The 15,647-nt window shown below is 69.2% G+C and carries 10 protein-coding genes and 1 pseudogene; 3 read left to right on the plus strand and 8 right to left on the minus strand.

All coding sequences use genetic code 11. From position 1 onward, the window contains the following. Positions 1-1,900: 1,900 nt before the first annotated feature. The 4 genes from SLV14N_RS13720 to eccD form a co-directional block, all read right to left on the minus strand. Positions 1,901-2,389 carry a hypothetical protein gene (locus SLV14N_RS13720; RefSeq protein ID WP_263269475.1) on the minus strand — a complete coding sequence of 163 codons (489 nt, stop codon included), beginning with the start codon at positions 2,387-2,389 and terminating at the stop codon, positions 1,901-1,903. A gap of 190 nt (positions 2,390-2,579) precedes the next feature. Next, positions 2,580-3,731, minus strand: a complete 1,152-nt coding sequence (gene mycP, locus SLV14N_RS13725; RefSeq protein ID WP_262037691.1) for a type VII secretion-associated serine protease mycosin — start codon at positions 3,729-3,731, stop codon at positions 2,580-2,582. 172 nt (positions 3,732-3,903) lie between these two features. Next, positions 3,904-5,454 carry a type VII secretion protein EccB gene (eccB, locus tag SLV14N_RS13730; protein ID WP_263269476.1) on the minus strand — a complete coding sequence of 517 codons (1,551 nt, stop codon included), beginning with the start codon at positions 5,452-5,454 and terminating at the stop codon, positions 3,904-3,906. Positions 5,455-5,541: 87 nt separating this feature from the next. After that, entirely contained in the window at positions 5,542-7,023 is a 1,482-nt protein-coding gene (gene eccD, locus SLV14N_RS13735; protein WP_263269477.1) for a type VII secretion integral membrane protein EccD, read from the minus strand. 278 nt (positions 7,024-7,301) lie between these two features. On the opposite strand from eccD, the gene eccCa reads away from it, so the two are divergent. Beyond that, entirely contained in the window at positions 7,302-11,255 is a 3,954-nt protein-coding gene (gene eccCa, locus SLV14N_RS13740) for a type VII secretion protein EccCa (RefSeq protein WP_263269478.1), read from the plus strand. 161 nt (positions 11,256-11,416) lie between these two features. Here eccCa and SLV14N_RS13745 read toward each other — a convergent pair whose 3' ends face one another. Continuing rightward, positions 11,417-11,722, minus strand: coding sequence for a hypothetical protein (locus SLV14N_RS13745; protein WP_263269479.1), 306 nt, complete (start codon positions 11,720-11,722; stop codon positions 11,417-11,419). 32 nt (positions 11,723-11,754) lie between these two features. Then, the gene (locus SLV14N_RS13750) at positions 11,755-11,946 is read right to left on the minus strand and encodes a hypothetical protein (protein WP_263269480.1); all 192 of its coding nucleotides are present in this window, start codon (positions 11,944-11,946) and stop codon (positions 11,755-11,757) included. Positions 11,947-12,027: 81 nt separating this feature from the next. Here SLV14N_RS13750 and SLV14N_RS13755 point away from each other — a divergent pair, with 81 nt between their 5' ends. Next, positions 12,028-12,222 (plus strand): hypothetical protein, encoded by a 195-nt coding sequence (locus SLV14N_RS13755; RefSeq protein ID WP_263269481.1) that lies wholly within the window; start codon positions 12,028-12,030, stop codon positions 12,220-12,222. A gap of 500 nt (positions 12,223-12,722) precedes the next feature. Here SLV14N_RS13755 and ychF read toward each other — a convergent pair whose 3' ends face one another. Further along, positions 12,723-13,811 (minus strand): redox-regulated ATPase YchF, encoded by a 1,089-nt coding sequence (gene ychF / locus SLV14N_RS13760; protein ID WP_262041038.1) that lies wholly within the window; start codon positions 13,809-13,811, stop codon positions 12,723-12,725. Between the two features lie 579 nt (positions 13,812-14,390). Here ychF and SLV14N_RS38810 point away from each other — a divergent pair. Further along, positions 14,391-14,681 (plus strand): annotated as a pseudogene (locus SLV14N_RS38810) (DUF6542 domain-containing protein); the annotation flags it as partial. A gap of 61 nt (positions 14,682-14,742) precedes the next feature. On the opposite strand, the gene ppgK reads toward SLV14N_RS38810, so the two are convergent. Further along, positions 14,743-15,636, minus strand: a complete 894-nt coding sequence (ppgK, locus tag SLV14N_RS13770) for a polyphosphate--glucose phosphotransferase (RefSeq protein ID WP_208681158.1) — start codon at positions 15,634-15,636, stop codon at positions 14,743-14,745. Between the last annotated feature and the right edge of the window lie 11 nt (positions 15,637-15,647).

Consider the following 15,647-nt stretch of genomic DNA (forward strand, 5'->3'; position numbering starts at 1 on the left):
TACCACTGGCGTGATCTCTTGTCTTCCGCAGCAGCAGCCGGTGCAAGAAGGCCCAGAGACACTGCTGTGAGGCAAGTAAGCGCCGCTGCCGACCAGGGCCTTCTCCGCCGTACGTGATCTGCCGCCCGAGTCACGGTGCGGTGTTCTCCTGTCCATTCCACTGCAACGTCCCGACTATTCGATCACGGGGGGCACGACTGATTCGTGCTGCGCCATCCACATCTCGGCGTCCTCCTGGAGATAGTCCGGTCGCTGCGCTGCCCTGCGCCCGCCACGTGAGGTCGACGGTGCGCCGGGCATAGGGAGCATGCCGCTGGTGGAGTTGCCTCGTGCCAGACCAGAGCCACCGGGGGTGAAGCCGGCTGCCCGACCACGTGGTGCCTGCGCACGTCCGCGTGCCTGGCCCAACTCAGAGGCCGAGCTGCGGCCTGTGACCGGCGATGTTCCAGAAGCGGTGCCTTCCACTACCCCGCCTGGGCTGCTCTTGCCCATCGCGGAGCCGGGCGGCGCGGGCCGCTGCTCACCGCCGATCACCGATCCGCCTGGCGCCGCGCCCACGGTGCCGCCGGGCTCGTATGCCCACCGGCGGCCCGGGAGAGCGGGGTTGGTGCTGCTGGCACTTCCCGGATAGCTGCTCCCTGTGAGGCCATGCTGCATCGCAGGACGTTCCCCGCCCATGGCCGCCCCGTGGGGCTTGTCCACGGGTACCGCGTGAGGAGGGCGCAATCGCTGTCCTGGGTTTCCCGCGCCGCCTCCAGTGACTGGTCCGCTGTGAGTGGCGGAAGAAGCCCCTGAAGGGCCTGCCAGTCTGGGCGGAATCGCGCCATGTTCGGTGCCCATGACGGTTCCGCCTGGCAGTTGCGGGCGCGCAGTAGCGGTGCTGCCGCGCGGGGCACCTGTGCCGACAATGCCGTCCTCCAGGGCACTGCCGAACCGTCCTCGCGTCGTGCCCGGGCGGGCGGCTTCCGGCTGTGCGCCGCGCGTCGTATTTCTCTGCCCTGAGGGGCTCTTCACTGCGCCAGGGAACGCTGCGGGAGTAGGTACGACCGGACCAGAGGGGATGCCAGGGCTCCCGGGCTGCGGCGGAAGGTGACCTCCCTGCGACGGCATGGTGTCCGGGACAGTAACAGGCGCAGTGGCGTTGACGGCTGTACCGACCTGCTGGTCGTGCTGCTGGACGGCACCAACTGGTGCCACAGCCGCCGCTGTGTGCCGCTCAGCATCACTGCCGCCCGACGCAGACACGGTCTGTCCCCCCGCTGTCCCGGCCGCCGAAGCGCTGCCAGCCGGCTGGTCCAGGACGTACATCGCGTCCCTGCCCGTGTCCCTGTCCTGCGGATCCGGTACAAACCCCGACGCCGGCTTGAAGTTAGGCGGCTCCTGGCCCTCGATCTTGTCCTGGGCCGTGCGGTAGTACGAAGCCAGCCGGTTCATCGCCGTTACCGCCGCTTCGCGGTCCGGGTCCGTCATCAAGGGAGCGCCCGTCGCGCCGCGCGCCGTAGGTGATGTCGCGCTGTCCAGCTGAACGAAGTTGTCCTGTTTCGGCTGGGGCATCGTCTTCGCCTCCCACAACGCCGTCCCGGCATCTGAGATGGCGTTGCCGGTGGCTGAGGCGAAGCGGGCCAGCTTGTGGCTCTCCTTGACGGTGTGGTCGCTCCACTCGCGGAAGGCGCGGGCGCCCTCGCCTTCCCACGGCACGCGTTCGACGTATGCCGCGAGCTTCGTGGAGATGTCCTCGATCTCCTTGCCTGCCTCTACCAGAGACGCGCCCGTGAACGAGATCACCAAGTGGTCCCCGCCGGCCACCATGTCGTACAGGGCCCGGTGCGTTGCATTCTCGAAATTGCTGCTGCCGGACGAGCTGGAGTTCCCCGCCATCCCTCTCCTCTTCCCCCTCGTATCAGATGCCGTCGGCGCCCGCGGACTTACCGTCGCCCATGCCGGCTTCGGCGGAACCGGCGGCTTCGGCGGGCCGCTGCTCAGGCCGCGGTGCCCGGTACAGCTCCTGGGTACGGCGCTGGATCGCTGCCAGACGGCTCTTCGCGTCAGCGTCGATGGCCTCGTATTTGCGGTAGGCGACCTCGGAGCCGATGCCCAGCGTCTCGATCTGGTCGCCGAAGGCCTTGGAGAACGCCTCAAGCTGAGACAAAACCTTCTCGTACGCAGCGGACAGGCCCTGTGCCTCGGCGAATCCCTGGCCGAAGGAGGCAGGGGCGATCGTGCGGCTGCCGAGCGTCCCGGGATCCGCATTGGACCCCTTCAGACGCGCCAGCAGGTCATCCACCCGCTTCTTGAACTTCACCATCTCGGCTTCGACAGTCAGATCGGCGCTCTTGCCCTGTGGCGCCGCTCCGTTCACCTGCATGCCAATGGTCTCGTCGGCTCGCATGGCGTCCTTCCCCCCGGATACCGCTACCCGTAAGTCACCAACGTCAGGAGCCACTCTATCCATCACCTCTGACAACGACCGTGCGTCTTGCGTCCATGCGTTCGGGGAGCTCTATCTCCTATGTCCGAAGCGTAGTCGTTCGCACCGCCCGGCTCATGCGCCACGGCCTCATGAAAGTGAGTACGGCTACTCATTGACGCCCCGTCGCCCGCGTATGTGTGTCCCGCTTACGCGCGTCCCGCCAGACGACCGCCGCGCCCGCGATGACAGCGACCGCGACGCCGCCCGCTCCCACGCCGTACGTCGCGTACCGCTCCATCCGCTCCTGCGGAGTCTCGCCATCGGGCCAGGCGGCGGGGTCCGGGGGCGTGGCCTTGGCCAGGCTGTTGTCCACGCTCGGGCGGTCGATGGGGTGGGCGTCCTCGGTGAGGGCCCGCACCGGGTCTACAACGCCCCAGCCCACGAAGGAGTCCCGACCGTTGACGGTGCGTTCGGCGGTCTGCTCGATCTGGGCGACGATCTGGTGCTCCTTCCAGTCCGGGTGCTTGGCCTTCAGGAGGGCGGCGACGCCGGCGACGTAGGGGGCGGAGAAGCTGGTGCCGTTGTCCACGCACTGGCCACCCTTGGGCACGGTGGAGACCATGTCCACGCCGGGGGCGGCCACCCCGATGAAGTCGCCGCTCTGGGAGAAGGGGGTGCGCTCGTTGTTGCGGTCGGAGGAGGCGACGGCCAGTACCCCGGCGTATGCGGCCGGGTAGGTGTCCTTGAGCCGGCCGTCGAGGCCGTCGTTGCCTGCCGAGGCAACGACGACGATGTTCTCGCGCCGGGCTTCCTTGACAGCGGCCGCCAGGTCGGAGGTGGTGGTCAGCGGCTTGGTGGTGTCCTGGGAGATGTTGATGACGTCCGCGTCGGCGGCGATGGCTTTGCGGATGGCCTGGGCCAGGGTGGCGGCGGTGCCGCTGCCCTTCTCGTCGTTCTGGCGGAGGGGGATGATCGTGGCTTCGGGGGCGAGTCCGACGAAGCCGGTGCCCGCGCGTGGGCGGGCCGCGATGATGCCGGCGACCTTGGTGCCGTGGCCGACCGGGTCGTAGGTGCCGTCCTTCGGCGCCTTCGGATCCCCTGCCGTTTCGTTCTTGCCGTCCTTGGTGTTGTGCAGGAAGTCCCAGCCGTGTTTGGTGTCGACGGCTTCGGCCAGCTGCGGGTTGGTGTTGTCGACGCCGGTGTCGATGACGGCGACGCGTACCGGGCGGCCGTGCGCGTCCCGGCCCTTGGTGTCCTGCCACAGCTGGTCGAAGACGATGCGCTGCAGGGCCCAGGGGCGTTCCTTAATCTGCTGCTTCATGGGGAAGGTGCAGGCGCCGTCCCCCTGAGGAACCGGGGGCACGCCCTCTCCGTCCGCGGCGTGGGCCACCCCGGATGGCGCCACGGGAGCGACGCTCCCGATCAGTGCCACGAGCAGGGTGGCCGCGGCCCATGCAGCTGGTGTTCTCCTCCGCACTGCGTCTCCCCGTTCCTCAGGAGCCCTGGGGCTGGCGGGCGGCGTTCGCATCCAGCCGGGGCCCCATCGGCAGGAACTGCGACCAGTTCGTCGGCACCAGCACGGGTTTGATGTCCTTGTAACCGAGGAGGATCTGCGCCCGGTTGGTCTCCTGCGAGCGCTCGCCGGAATGCTGTTCCTTCGCTGTGCCTGGGGTGCCGATGCCGGACTGTTTGGCGCTGCTGTCGTTGTTCGTCTGGACGCCGTAGCGCAGGCCGGTGTCCGTGACGAGGAAATGCGCCCCGGAGCCGGCGTCTCCTGGCTGGATCTGCTTGTAGAACAGGCCGGTTCCCGGGGTGACGTACGCGCTGGTGCCGCCGTTGGCGGTCTGCTGGGGGAAGTCCGTTCCGGCCCAGGTACTCAGCTCCGTACCGCCGGTCTTCGACACCGCGCGCAGCACGCTGCAGACCGTACGGTGGTCGTCCTGCGCCGTGGCGGTGTTGACCAGCTCGGTAACCTGCTGCGGCCAGTGCTTCTCGGCGAACAGGTGCTGCGCCTGCGGCGTGAAGGACTGTGCGTCCACCTCGGTGGGACGGTTGCGCTGCTCCAGCGGGGCCGTCTGCCGGGAGAACAGGAGCAGCTTGGCCACGAAGTCCGAAACGGGGACGACCTTGCCCTGGAGCACGACGTAGTGCTGGGTGCCGGCGCCGGTTGTCGCGCGCAGCACCATGCCGGTGCGGTTTTCGCGTTCGCCCAGTCCCTTGACGTTGGCGGGCTGGTTGACCACACCGGGCAGGGTGGGGAAGGCGATCGGTGTGCCGTCGTGGAAGGTGGCAAGCCAGTCCTTCGTGACCTGCTGGGGCTGCCGACTGCCCACCAGGGCACGCAGCAGGAGCTCCGTATCGCTGCCGCCGCTGATGAGGTACTTGGTGCCCTTCCGGTCGATCAGATAGCGGGCACCGCCGGACTCCCCAGTCCCCCTCGCCTCTTGGACGTACAGGGCCTGACCCTCGTGCAGCCGGCCCGGCCCCTCCACCTTGTGCGTGTCGCGGTCGGCGAAGAGGAAAGTAGCCTTCTGTACGGACTTGCCGTTGCTGCCGGGTTGTTCGCAGACCGCCCAGCGCTTGCTCTTCGCCGCCTCGGCGCCCTCCGGGAGACGGTCGGGGGCGTACGGGATTCCCAAGGTCGGGCCGTGCGGGAGTTTTCCGTTGTCCAGTTCGCTCTCGTCGACCTTGAGGACGTCGAACCGGTCTGCTTTGAGGAGCAGCCGAGCTGAGGCCATGTTCAGGACAGGATGCAGCTGCTTCTTGCCGCCCGTCTCCAGCACCACGTACAGAGTGGCGGATTTGCTACCCAGGATGACGTGTGCGCCGGGGGTGTTCCAGCCCTTGGGGGCCTTGGGGCGGAACATCCCCCAGGCGCCGAATCCGGCCAGGAGCACGGCGGCGATGATCAGGCCGGGCAGCACCACACGCAGCGGGCTCGGGGCGCCCTCGTCCGTACGGTCCGGGGAAGGCTGCAGGAAGGCGGCCACCAGCCGTTTCTTGGCGAAGGTGTAGCCGTTGAGCTCGTCCCGCCGTGATGCCATGACGCTGCGCTTCCCCCTGTTCCCTCTGCGGCCGTTCCGCAGCTGTACGGTCCTGCATGTTCTCGGGCCTGGGGCCCCTCAGTTCCCTCAACCGCTGGTCATGCTCCGCGCCCGGCTGTACAGGTCCAGGACCGCCAGACACAGCGGCATCAGGGTCAGCAGCAGGAATCCGTCGGCGAGATCGAGCACCCGGCCCCAGAACGGCGTCAGGCCCTCCTTCGGCACGGTCAACGCGACGGTCGTCACCAGCGCCACGGCGCCGATGACCACAAGCGCCAGCCACAGCGTACGCAGGTCCAGTTGGGTGCGGTCTCCCGAGAGGAAGTCGTTCAGCATCCCGGTGGGCGGGTTGAAGGCCACGCCCAGTACGAGGAGGGAGAGCGCGGCCAGGCCGGCGACGACCGCGCAGGCTACCTGGGCGGTGTAGCGGAAGAGCCGGGCTCGCAGCAGCGTCGCCAGGCCGGTGGCTAGGGCGAGGAGCTGCGCCCATGCGGAGTGGGCGAAGCCGAGCACACCGGCGGCGGCGATGAGGACCGCGCAACAGCCGCCGAGCAGCCCGAGCAGCAGCTCGTGGCCGCGGCGGGCCTGGGCGGCGACGCGCTCCTCGTCGACGGGGTCCAGACCGAGGGGCTCATCAATACCCCTCAGTTCTGCCCCCGACTCCCGCTCCTCGCTCAGGCTGCGCGGAGTGACGTACCCGATGGGCAGCCGGGCCAAGCGCGTGGCCAGCTGCGGCAGAAAGGCCATGAGGCCGATGGCCACGGGCGCGCAGACGGCTGCGGACTGGGCGGCCGTTGCCTCGCTGATGATGGCGAGGAAGGCGGCGAGGGTGCCCACTGCCGCGGCGAACGTGGCAGCGATGAACGGCGCATCACCGGACGGCGATACCACGACCAGCACGACCGAGACCACGAGCACAGCAATACAGCCCAGCAGGAACTGCAGCCGCCCGGCTCCCTGGCCGGCGTCCGGGCCGACGATCCCCGAGCCGGCGCACAGCACGACCGGCAGCGCGCCCAGACCAAGCGCGACGGCTGACGGCTGGTCTCCGTAGACCCGGGCCCGAACGCCCGCGAACGCGGACAGCAGCACACCGGCCGTGCCGGCGATCACGCCCGGCAGGCTGTGCATGTTGTGCCGTACCGGGTCGGCGGACCACAGCACGAGTGCGAGGAGGACGAGCAGCACCCCGACACCGGCCAGGCCTGCCCCGCGCAGCAAGCTGTCATTCCACAGACGGCGGTCGCGGGTGACGGCGGCGGCCACCGCATCGGAGACATCGTCAAAGACCGCTGGTGGAAGCGACTGCGAGAAGGGGCGCAGGTGCAGCATTTCGCCGTCGACGACGCGCTGGTCGGCGAGCGTACGGGCGCTGTCGAGCGCGTCACCGTCAGCGCGGAAGAGGTAGTAGCCGGTCGGCGCACCCGGGGGCTGTCGCTGGCCGGTCAGGCGCAGGATCTCCGGGTAGATGTCGGAGACCGGGATGTTTTCGGGCAGTGCCACGTCGATACGGCTGTCGGGGGCGACCACCGCGACCCTGCGGAAGCCGGTTCCCGCACTCGTGCTCATCGTGTTCAGCTCTGCCCCCTGCTCACCTGGTCATACAGCCACTTAGTCACGTGGCCACTCGCTCACTTGGTCATCGCCACGGTCGCTCAGTGCGCGGCCTATGCCGCGGCGCCATCGTGCCACCGCACGATCGCACCACCGCACATTTGCGTCACTCGCCGTGAAACCCTTCCCCACCCGTCACATTAGTCGGCAGTAGGATCGCCTGACGCGGGGGGCGCCGTCGCCAGGGGGCGACCGGTACGGAACTTCCCTCCGTATTGAGGGATTGATGCTCGGTGAGCCAGATCGTCGTCAAGCGCCCACCGCGGGCGCTTCCGCCCGGCCCCGCCACTGACGAACTGCAGCTGCAGGCTCCGCCGGAGCTGCCGCGCGGCCAGCAGGAGGGCGTGCTGATGCAGCTCCTGCCGATGATCGGCATGGGCTCGTCGGTGGTGTTCTTCTTCATGCCGGGCATGCCGCCCTTCATGCGCATCATGGGCGCGCTGATGCTCGTCTCGACGGTCGGCATGGTCATCGCCCAGGTCGTCCGCTACCGCAGAGGTACCCAGGGCGAGATGGCGCAGAGCCGACGGGACTACCTCAAGTACCTGGCGCAGACTCGCCGTCGGATCCGCCGTACGGTCACCGCCCAGCGCAACGCCCAGCACTACCTCCATCCCGCCCCCGACCAGCTGTGGTCCATCGTCGCCGAGGGCAGCCGCCTCTGGGAGCGCCGCATCGGCGACGCCGACTTCGGACAGGCCCGCATCGGCCTGGGCACCCAGCAGCTGGCCACCCCGCTCGTCGCCCCCGACACCGCCCCCGTCGACGAACTCGAACCCCTCACCGCCGGCATCATGCAGCGCTTCCTCGCCGCTCATGCCTCGCTGCACAACATGCCGGTCGCGGTCTCCCTGCGCGCCTTCTACCACGTCACGGTCTCCGGCGACCCGGCCTGCGCCCAGGGCACGGCCCGCGCCCTGATCGGTCAGCTCGTCACCCTGCAGTCCCCCGCCGACCTCCTGGTCGCCGTGGTGGCGGCCCCCGGCGCCATCGGGCGCTGGGAGTGGACGAAGTGGCTGCCGCATACCCAGCTGCCCGGCTCGGCCGACGGCGCCGGCACCCGACGCCTGTTCACCGACGACGTCACCGAACTCGAAACCCTCCTGGCCGGCCACCTCGCCGACCGCCCCCGCTTCAGCAAAGACGCCCCGCCCCTCCTCGACCGGACCCACCTCGTCATCATCCTGGACGGCGGAATGGTCCCCGCAGACTCCGCTCTCGCCGCCCCCGAGGGCCTCCAGGGCGTCACCGTCATCGAGGTCGTCTCCGGAGAGCTCGACGAGCCCCGCGGCGGCCTGTCGGTATCCGTCCACCCCGCCCGCCTGCGCCTGGAATCCGCCGTCTCCGCCTACGACGGCACCCCCGACCTGCTCTCCCTGGAACGCGCCGACACCCTCGCCCGCCAGCTCGCGCCCCTGTACGTGGACGGCACAGACGAGGACGAACCACTCCTGGCCAACCTGGACTTCACCGACCTCCTCGACCTCGGCGACCCCGCCGACGTCGACACCGCCCGCACCTGGCGCCCCCGCTCCCAGGCCGAACGCCTGCGTGTCCCGATCGGCATAGACGAATCCGGCCAACCCGTCATGCTCGACCTCAAGGAGGCGGCCCAGAACGGCATGGGCCCGCACGGCCTGTGCGTCGGCGCGACCGGCTCCGGAAAATCCGAACTCCTGCGCACCCTCGTTCTGGGCCTTACGGTCACCCACTCCTCCGAAACCCTCAACTTCATCCTCGCCGACTTCAAGGGCGGCGCCACCTTCGCCGGCATGTCCGCCCTCCCCCACGTCGCCGCCGTCATCACCAACCTCGCCGACGACCTCTCCCTCGTCGACCGCATGGGCGACTCCATCCGCGGCGAACTCCAGCGCCGCCAGGAGCTACTGCGCCAGTCCGGGAACTTCGCCAACATCCACGACTACGAAAAGGCCCGCGCCGCCGGCCACCCCCTCGACCCGCTGCCATCCCTCGTCCTGGTCATCGACGAGTTCAGCGAGCTGCTCACCGCCAAGCCCAACTTCATCGAGATGTTCATCCAGATCGGCCGCATCGGCCGGTCCCTGGGTGTCCATCTCCTCCTCGCCTCCCAGCGCCTGGAGGAAGGGCGCCTGCGCGGCCTGGACACCTACCTCTCCTACCGCATCGGCCTGCGCACCTTCTCCGCCGCCGAATCCCGCGTCGCCCTCGGCGTCCCCGACGCCTACCACCTCCCCTCCGTCCCCGGCTCCGGCTACCTCAAGTTCGGTACGGACGAGATGTCCCGCTTCAAGGCCGCCTACGTCTCGGGCCCCCATCGCTCAGCCAGCAGCCGTACCGACGACGGCGCACTCCCCGTCGAACAGCCCGCGGCCCTCTTCACTGCCGCGCCCGTCCCCGTCACCAGCACCACTCCGGCCGCGCAACAGCCCACCCCCGAAGTCCCCACCCAGGCCGACGACGCCCTCGCCGACACCGTCCTGGACGTCATCGTCCGACGCCTGGACGGGCAGGGACCGCCCGCCCACCGGGTCTGGCTCCCGCCCCTGGACACCGCCCCCACCCTCGACCAGCTCCTCCCGTCCCTGGCCACCACCCCGGAACGCGGCCTGCACTCCGCCGACCACCCCGCCACCGGCCGCCTCACCGTCCCCTTCGGCCTGGTCGACAAGCCCTTCGAACAGCGCCGCGACACCCTCCACCACGACTTCTCCGGCGCCACCGGCCACCTCCTCGTCGTCGGCGGCCCCCAGTCCGGCAAATCCACCCTCCTGCGCACCCTCATCAGCGCCTTCGCCCTCACCCACACCCCCCAGGAAGTTCAGTTCTACGGCCTCGACTTCGGCGGCGGGGCACTGAGCTCGATCGCCGGCCTCCCACACGTCGGCTCCATCGCCTCCCGCCTGGACCCCGAACGCATCCGCCGCACCGTCGCCGAGGTCGCCGGCATCCTGGCCCGCCGCGAGGAGTACTTCCGCACTCACGGCATCGACACCATCGCCACCTACCGCCGACGCCGCGCCGCAGGCGACCTACCCGACCAGCCATGGGGCGATGTCTTCCTCGTCATCGACGGCTGGGGCCCCTTCAAGGACGAATACGAACTGCTGGAGCCGATCGTCACCGACCTCGCCTCCCGCGGCCTCGGCTTCGGCATCCACGTCATCCTCACCGCCTCCCGCCACCTGGAAGTCCGCGCAGCCCTCAAGGACCAGATCCTGGGCCGCCTGGAATTGCGGCTGACCGACCCCATGGACTCCGAATTCGACCGCAAGACCGCCGCCAACGTCCCACCCGGCGCCCCAGGCCGCGGCCAAACCCCCGCCAAACTCCACTTCATGACCGCCCTCCCCCACACAGGGAAGCCAGGCAGCACCACCGAACTCGCCGATGCCACCGCCGAGTTCGTCCGTACAGTCGCGGGAAGCTGGTCCGGCCCCTCCGCCCCGGCCGTCCGGCTCCTCCCCCACACCGTCCCCGCCGCCCACCTCCCCAAGGGCTCGGACTTCCCCCATCGCGGCATCGCCCTCGGCCTCGACGAAACCAACCTCGAACCGGTCTACACCGACTTCGAAACCGACCCCTTCCTCGTCATCTTCGGCGAAAGCGAATCCGGCAAGACCGCCACCCTCCGCCACATCGCCCACAGAATCGCCGAACGCTACACCTCCGACGAAGCCAAAATCGTCGTCGGTGACTACCGCCGCACCCTCCTCGACGCCATCCCCGCCACCCACCTCCTCGAATACGCCCCCACCGACGACACCCTCGACATCCACATGAACGCCCTGGCCGGCCTCATGGAACGCCGCCGCCCCACCCCCGACGTCACCCCCCAACAACTCCGCGACCGCAGCTGGTGGACCGGCCCTCGCTTCTTCGTCCTCCTCGACGACTACGACCTCATCGCCACCAGCACCAACAACCCCCTAAACGTCCTGACCGACAAACTCCCCTACGCCCGCGACACCGGCACCCACTTCATCCTCACCCGCACCACCGCTGGCATCTCCCGCGCCCTCTACGAACCCGCCCTCCAACGCCTCACCGAACTCGGCGCCCAGGCCCTCATCCTCTCCGGCGACCCCAACGAAGGCGACATCCTCGCCAACGTCCGCCCGCGCCCCATGCCGCCGGGCCGCGCCCACTACATCACCCGCAAACGCGGCACATCCCTCATCCAACTGGGCTGGCAGCCCGATCAGTAGGTTCAAGGGGCTGGATCTCGGGACAGCGCACCTGTGCGTCCGGTGATCGCGCCGATGAGCCCGGCGGCTGCGCAGCAGGGCCATGGGTCCTGCTTGCCGTCACCTCCGCAGCGGGGTGCTCTGCTGAGGCGGGACATGCGGGACATATGTGCCGCCCGTATCTAAGAATCCACCTGCAAATCGATCGCTGCTTCGTAGAAGGCATCCGCGAGGGCGACGATGATCGAGTTGATGGCCGGCCCGTCGGTGAAAAAGTAGTCAGCCATCATGTTGTGGGCGCCCTGGTTATCCGCGACCGCCTCCGTAACAGCTGCTTGGAAGTCTTGCGAATCCAGGAACTGCTTCTTGGAATTCACCCTGGTCTGCTGCACCAGGTTCGGGTCGGTAAGCAACCGCTGGACGAGTCCCTGTACGAACTCCCGGATTTGGTACTCGGCGAACGTCTCGGCCCCGAAGAGGTCGTTCATCTCGTCTATGACGACCTGGAGCGCAACGTACTTCAGATCCTTCTTCGTGCCCGTGCCGGCGCGCTGATGCCCTTCAACTGCCCGTCGCCCACGAGCGAGATGTCGACCGGGTTCGCCTTGTTGTGCTTGACCCCGACCAGCACCACGTCGGAAAGGTCCACCTCGGCCGCCCAGGCGGACTCGGCGATGACCTTCTCCAGCAGGCGAAAGAAGATCGACAGCATCTCCCGGGTCACCCACAGTTCGGCAACTTTGCGGACGTCGTCCTCGGTGTAGATCCCGGCCTGGGCAAGCTTGTTGGCCAGATGAATGACGACGTACGGATCGGTCTCGGTCTCGGTCTCGGCCTCGGTCTCCAGAGTGGCGTTCTTGAAGTACGGCTCGAAGGCGACCTCGATGTCCTCGGGCTTGTTGGCGAAGTCGATGACGAACGTCTTGCGCTTTTGCTCCCCACCGAGGACTCGAACCGGCGCAGCGCAAGCCAGGTCAGAGAAGCGTGACTACAGCGTCAGCCGACACGCGTCTTCGGTAGATGCACAGACATGGTCACAACGAGCGAATCTCCGCAGGTCACAGGGAGTGTAGGACGACCAGCCCTTGTTTGTGGCTCCTGCCGAGGACTCGAACCTGCGGCCAGGAAGCCGCACGGTTCCACGATCGCTACCCATACGACACAGCGGGCCCCGATATGCCCCGGCTGACGCCCGCAGGGCGATGTCACCGCCAGTGGCCCGGTCCCTGCACTGGCCCGGCTCCTGGCGCCCCGCCACCAACGACATCCGTAGCCACGCGGCACCCCATACAGCTAATGCCCCGTCCGCTCTATCCAGCACCGATCCAGCGACGGTACGAATAACCAGGGATGACGACAGGTGACGAGACGTCAGCAAATCCAGCACGGATCCAGGAACGGGAACGACAGCGGGGGCGACCCAACATGAGGTCGACCCCGTCTGACCAGCACATTTGCCAGATCGCTACGCCAATACTCCGGCGTGGGCTAGACGTTGAACCGGAACTCCACCACGTCCCCGTCCTGCATCACATAGTCCTTGCCCTCCATGCGGGCCTTGCCGGCCGCGCGGGCGTCGGCCACCGAGCCGGTTTCGACCAGGTCGGCGAAGGAGATGACCTCGGCCTTGATGAAGCCCTTCTGGAAGTCGGTGTGGATGACACCGGCCGCCTCGGGGGCCGTGGCGCCCTTCTTGATGGTCCAGGCGCGGGTTTCCTTGGGGCCGGCCGTCAGGTAGGTCTGCAGGCCGAGGGTGTTGAAGCCGACGTGGGCGAGGGTGGCGAGGCCGGGCTCGTCCTGGCCCACGGACTGGAGGAGCTCCAGGGCCTCGTCGTCGTCCAGCTCGGCGAGGTCGGCCTCCAGCTTGGCGTTCAGGAAGATCGCCTCGGCGGGCGCGACCAGGGCGCGCTGCTCGTTCTTGAAGTCCTCGTCGGTCAGCTCGTCCTCGTCGACGTTGAAGACGTAGAGGAAGGGCTTGGTGGTGAGGAGGTGGAGGTCGTGCAGGAGCTCCTCGTTGCCGGAGCCCTGGACGATGCCCGCGGCGAAGAGCGTGTCGCCCTTCTCCAGGATCGCCTTGGCCTCCTCGACCGCCTTGACCTTCGGGGCGATGTCCTTCTTGATGCGCGACTCCTTCTGGAGGCGCGGCAGGACCTTCTCGATGGTCTGGAGGTCGGCGAGGATCAGCTCGGTGTTGATCGTCTCGATGTCGCTCTTGGGGGAGATCTTGCCGTCGACGTGGACGACGTTCTCGTCCTTGAAGGCGCGGATGACCTGGCAGATCGCGTCGGACTCGCGGATGTTCGCGAGGAACTTGTTGCCCAGGCCCTCACCCTCGGAGGCGCCGCGGACGATGCCCGCGATGTCGACGAAGTCGACGGTCGCCGGGAGGACCTTCTGGGAGGAGAAGATCTCCGCCAGCTTGGCCAGACGCGGGTCGGGGACGCCGACGACGCCGACGTTCGGCTCGATGGTGGCGAACGGGTAGTTGGCCGCCAGCACGTCGTTCTTGGTCAGGGCATTGAACATGGTCGACTTGCCGACATTCGGCAGACCGACGATTCCGATCGTGAGCGACACGTGGCGACTCGACTTCCGAGCGAGAGGTGGTGGGGTGGGCAGCGGCCCCGGGAGGGCCGATCCACCAGTCTACGGGGCGGCGCGGGCCGAGCGGCCGCCACCGGGACCGGTCCGCGCCCCGCCCCGCCCCCGGCCCGTAGCGAACTCGGCCGCAAGCTCGGCCAAAGCGCGTGTCCCGCGACCGGTTAATACCACTTAGCGGCCTACCGTTGCCGGGTGGAGCAACACGAAGCGCGCACGCCCCAGCACAGCCCGCCGCGGTCCGGACGGCCGCCCGCGGGCCAGGACGCCCGGCTCCCGCGCCCCGCGGAGGCCGTGATCCCCGATCCCGACGACGCCTTTCTCTCCGCGATGCGGGCCTCCGGGTTCGCGTCGGTACCGGCCTCCGCCACGGCCGCCGTGCACGCCGCGCCGCGTGGTCCCGCGCCGGCCGGGGCCCTCCGGGCGCCCGCCCGGCCGGCGGCGGCCGCGGTACCCGGACGCGGACCGGCTCCCTCGGCGGGCGCGGAGTCCTCCGCCGCCCACCGGGCGCGGCCGCGGCGCCCGGCCCCCGACCCGCCGGCCGGCCCGCGGCGCCGGATGCCGGCCGCCAAGCTCACCGGTCTCGGCTGCTGGCTGCTGGCGACGCTGGCGCTGCTGGCGTTCGCCTTCGTGGACCGGCTGCTATTCGGCGGCGCACCGACCGCCTACGGCGTCTGCTACCTGCTGGTGGGAATCGGCGCGGCGGTGTGGGTGCGGCCGTACGACCTGGTCTGTGCGCCGGTGACCCTGCCGATCGCCTTCACGCTCGGTGCGCTGCCGATCCAGCACGGCGCGGAGGGGTTCGAGGGGCTGCTGATGGGCGTCTTCACCGTCCTCGCGCTGAACGCGGGCTGGCTCTACGCGGGCACGCTGGTCTGCGCGCTGCTCGCGATCGTCCGGCGGGCGCTGATCATCGCCCGTCGTCGGGCCAGCCGACCGGTGAGTCGACCGCAGAGCGCACCGCGCGGGCAGCAGAACCGGCCGCCGACGCGGTCCGCCGACCGGACCCGGCCGCGGCCCGGGAACCGTCCGCGGCAGGTGGCTCGCCAGCCCGAGCGGCGTGCGCAGCCATCGCGGCCCCCACAATCCCCGCATTGTTCTGAAGCTGAGCCGGCACGATCTCGGCCCTGATGCCCTCGATCAGCGGCAGGAACTTCTCCGCCTTACGGCTCACCCCGCCGCCGATCACGAACAGTGCGGGCGAGAAGAGCATCTCCACATGGGCGAGGTACTTCTGGACCCGGTGCGCCCAGTGCTGCCAGCTCAGGCCCTCGTCCTCCTTGACCTTGGTGGAGGCGCGCTTCTCGGCGTCATGGCCGTGCAGCTCCAGGTGGCCGAGCTCGGTGTTGGGGACGAGGCGGCCGTCGATGAAGATCGCGCTGCCGATGCCGGTGCCGAGGGTGAGCACGATGACCGTGCCGGTCCGGTCGCGGCCCGCGCCGTAGCGCATCTCGGCCAGCCCGGCCGCGTCCGCGTCGTTGAGCACCGTGACGGGGCTGCCGGCGGCCTCGCCGCTCAGCCGGCCGGTGAGCAGGGCGTCGGCGTCCAGGCCGATCCAGCCCTTGTCGACATTGGCGGCGGTACGGGTCGTCCCGTCGGTGACCACACCGGGGAAGGTCGCACCGACCGGCCCCGACCACCCGAAGTGGTCCACGACTTCCTTGACGCAGTCCGCGACCGCTTCCGGGGTGGCCGGGTGCGGGGTCAGCACCTTGTAGCGCTCCTCGGCGAGATCGCCGCGCGCCAGATCCACCGGGGCGCCCTTGATGCCCGATCCGCCGATGTCCACACCGAAGACCTTCATGGGAAAAGGCT

The organism is Streptomyces sp. Je 1-4 4N24 (genome assembly GCF_026239515.1).
Taxonomy (GTDB): domain Bacteria; phylum Actinomycetota; class Actinomycetes; order Streptomycetales; family Streptomycetaceae; genus Streptomyces; species Streptomyces nigrescens.

Coding starts and splice junctions, on each gene's coding strand:
- SLV14N_RS13750 (WP_263269480.1), bottom strand. CDS start 11,946: ATGCTGTCGATCTTCTTTCGCCTGCTGGAGAAGGTCATCGCCGAGTCC.
- ppgK (WP_208681158.1), bottom strand. CDS start 15,636: ATGAAGGTCTTCGGTGTGGACATCGGCGGATCGGGCATCAAGGGCGCC.
- SLV14N_RS13720 (WP_263269475.1), bottom strand. CDS start 2,389: ATGCGAGCCGACGAGACCATTGGCATGCAGGTGAACGGAGCGGCGCCA.
- eccD (WP_263269477.1), bottom strand. CDS start 7,023: ATGAGCACGAGTGCGGGAACCGGCTTCCGCAGGGTCGCGGTGGTCGCC.
- SLV14N_RS13745 (WP_263269479.1), bottom strand. CDS start 11,722: ATGAACGACCTCTTCGGGGCCGAGACGTTCGCCGAGTACCAAATCCGG.
- SLV14N_RS13755 (WP_263269481.1), top strand. CDS start 12,028: ATGAATGACGACGTACGGATCGGTCTCGGTCTCGGTCTCGGCCTCGGT.
- mycP (WP_262037691.1), bottom strand. CDS start 3,731: ATGAAGCAGCAGATTAAGGAACGCCCCTGGGCCCTGCAGCGCATCGTC.
- eccB (WP_263269476.1), bottom strand. CDS start 5,454: ATGGCATCACGGCGGGACGAGCTCAACGGCTACACCTTCGCCAAGAAA.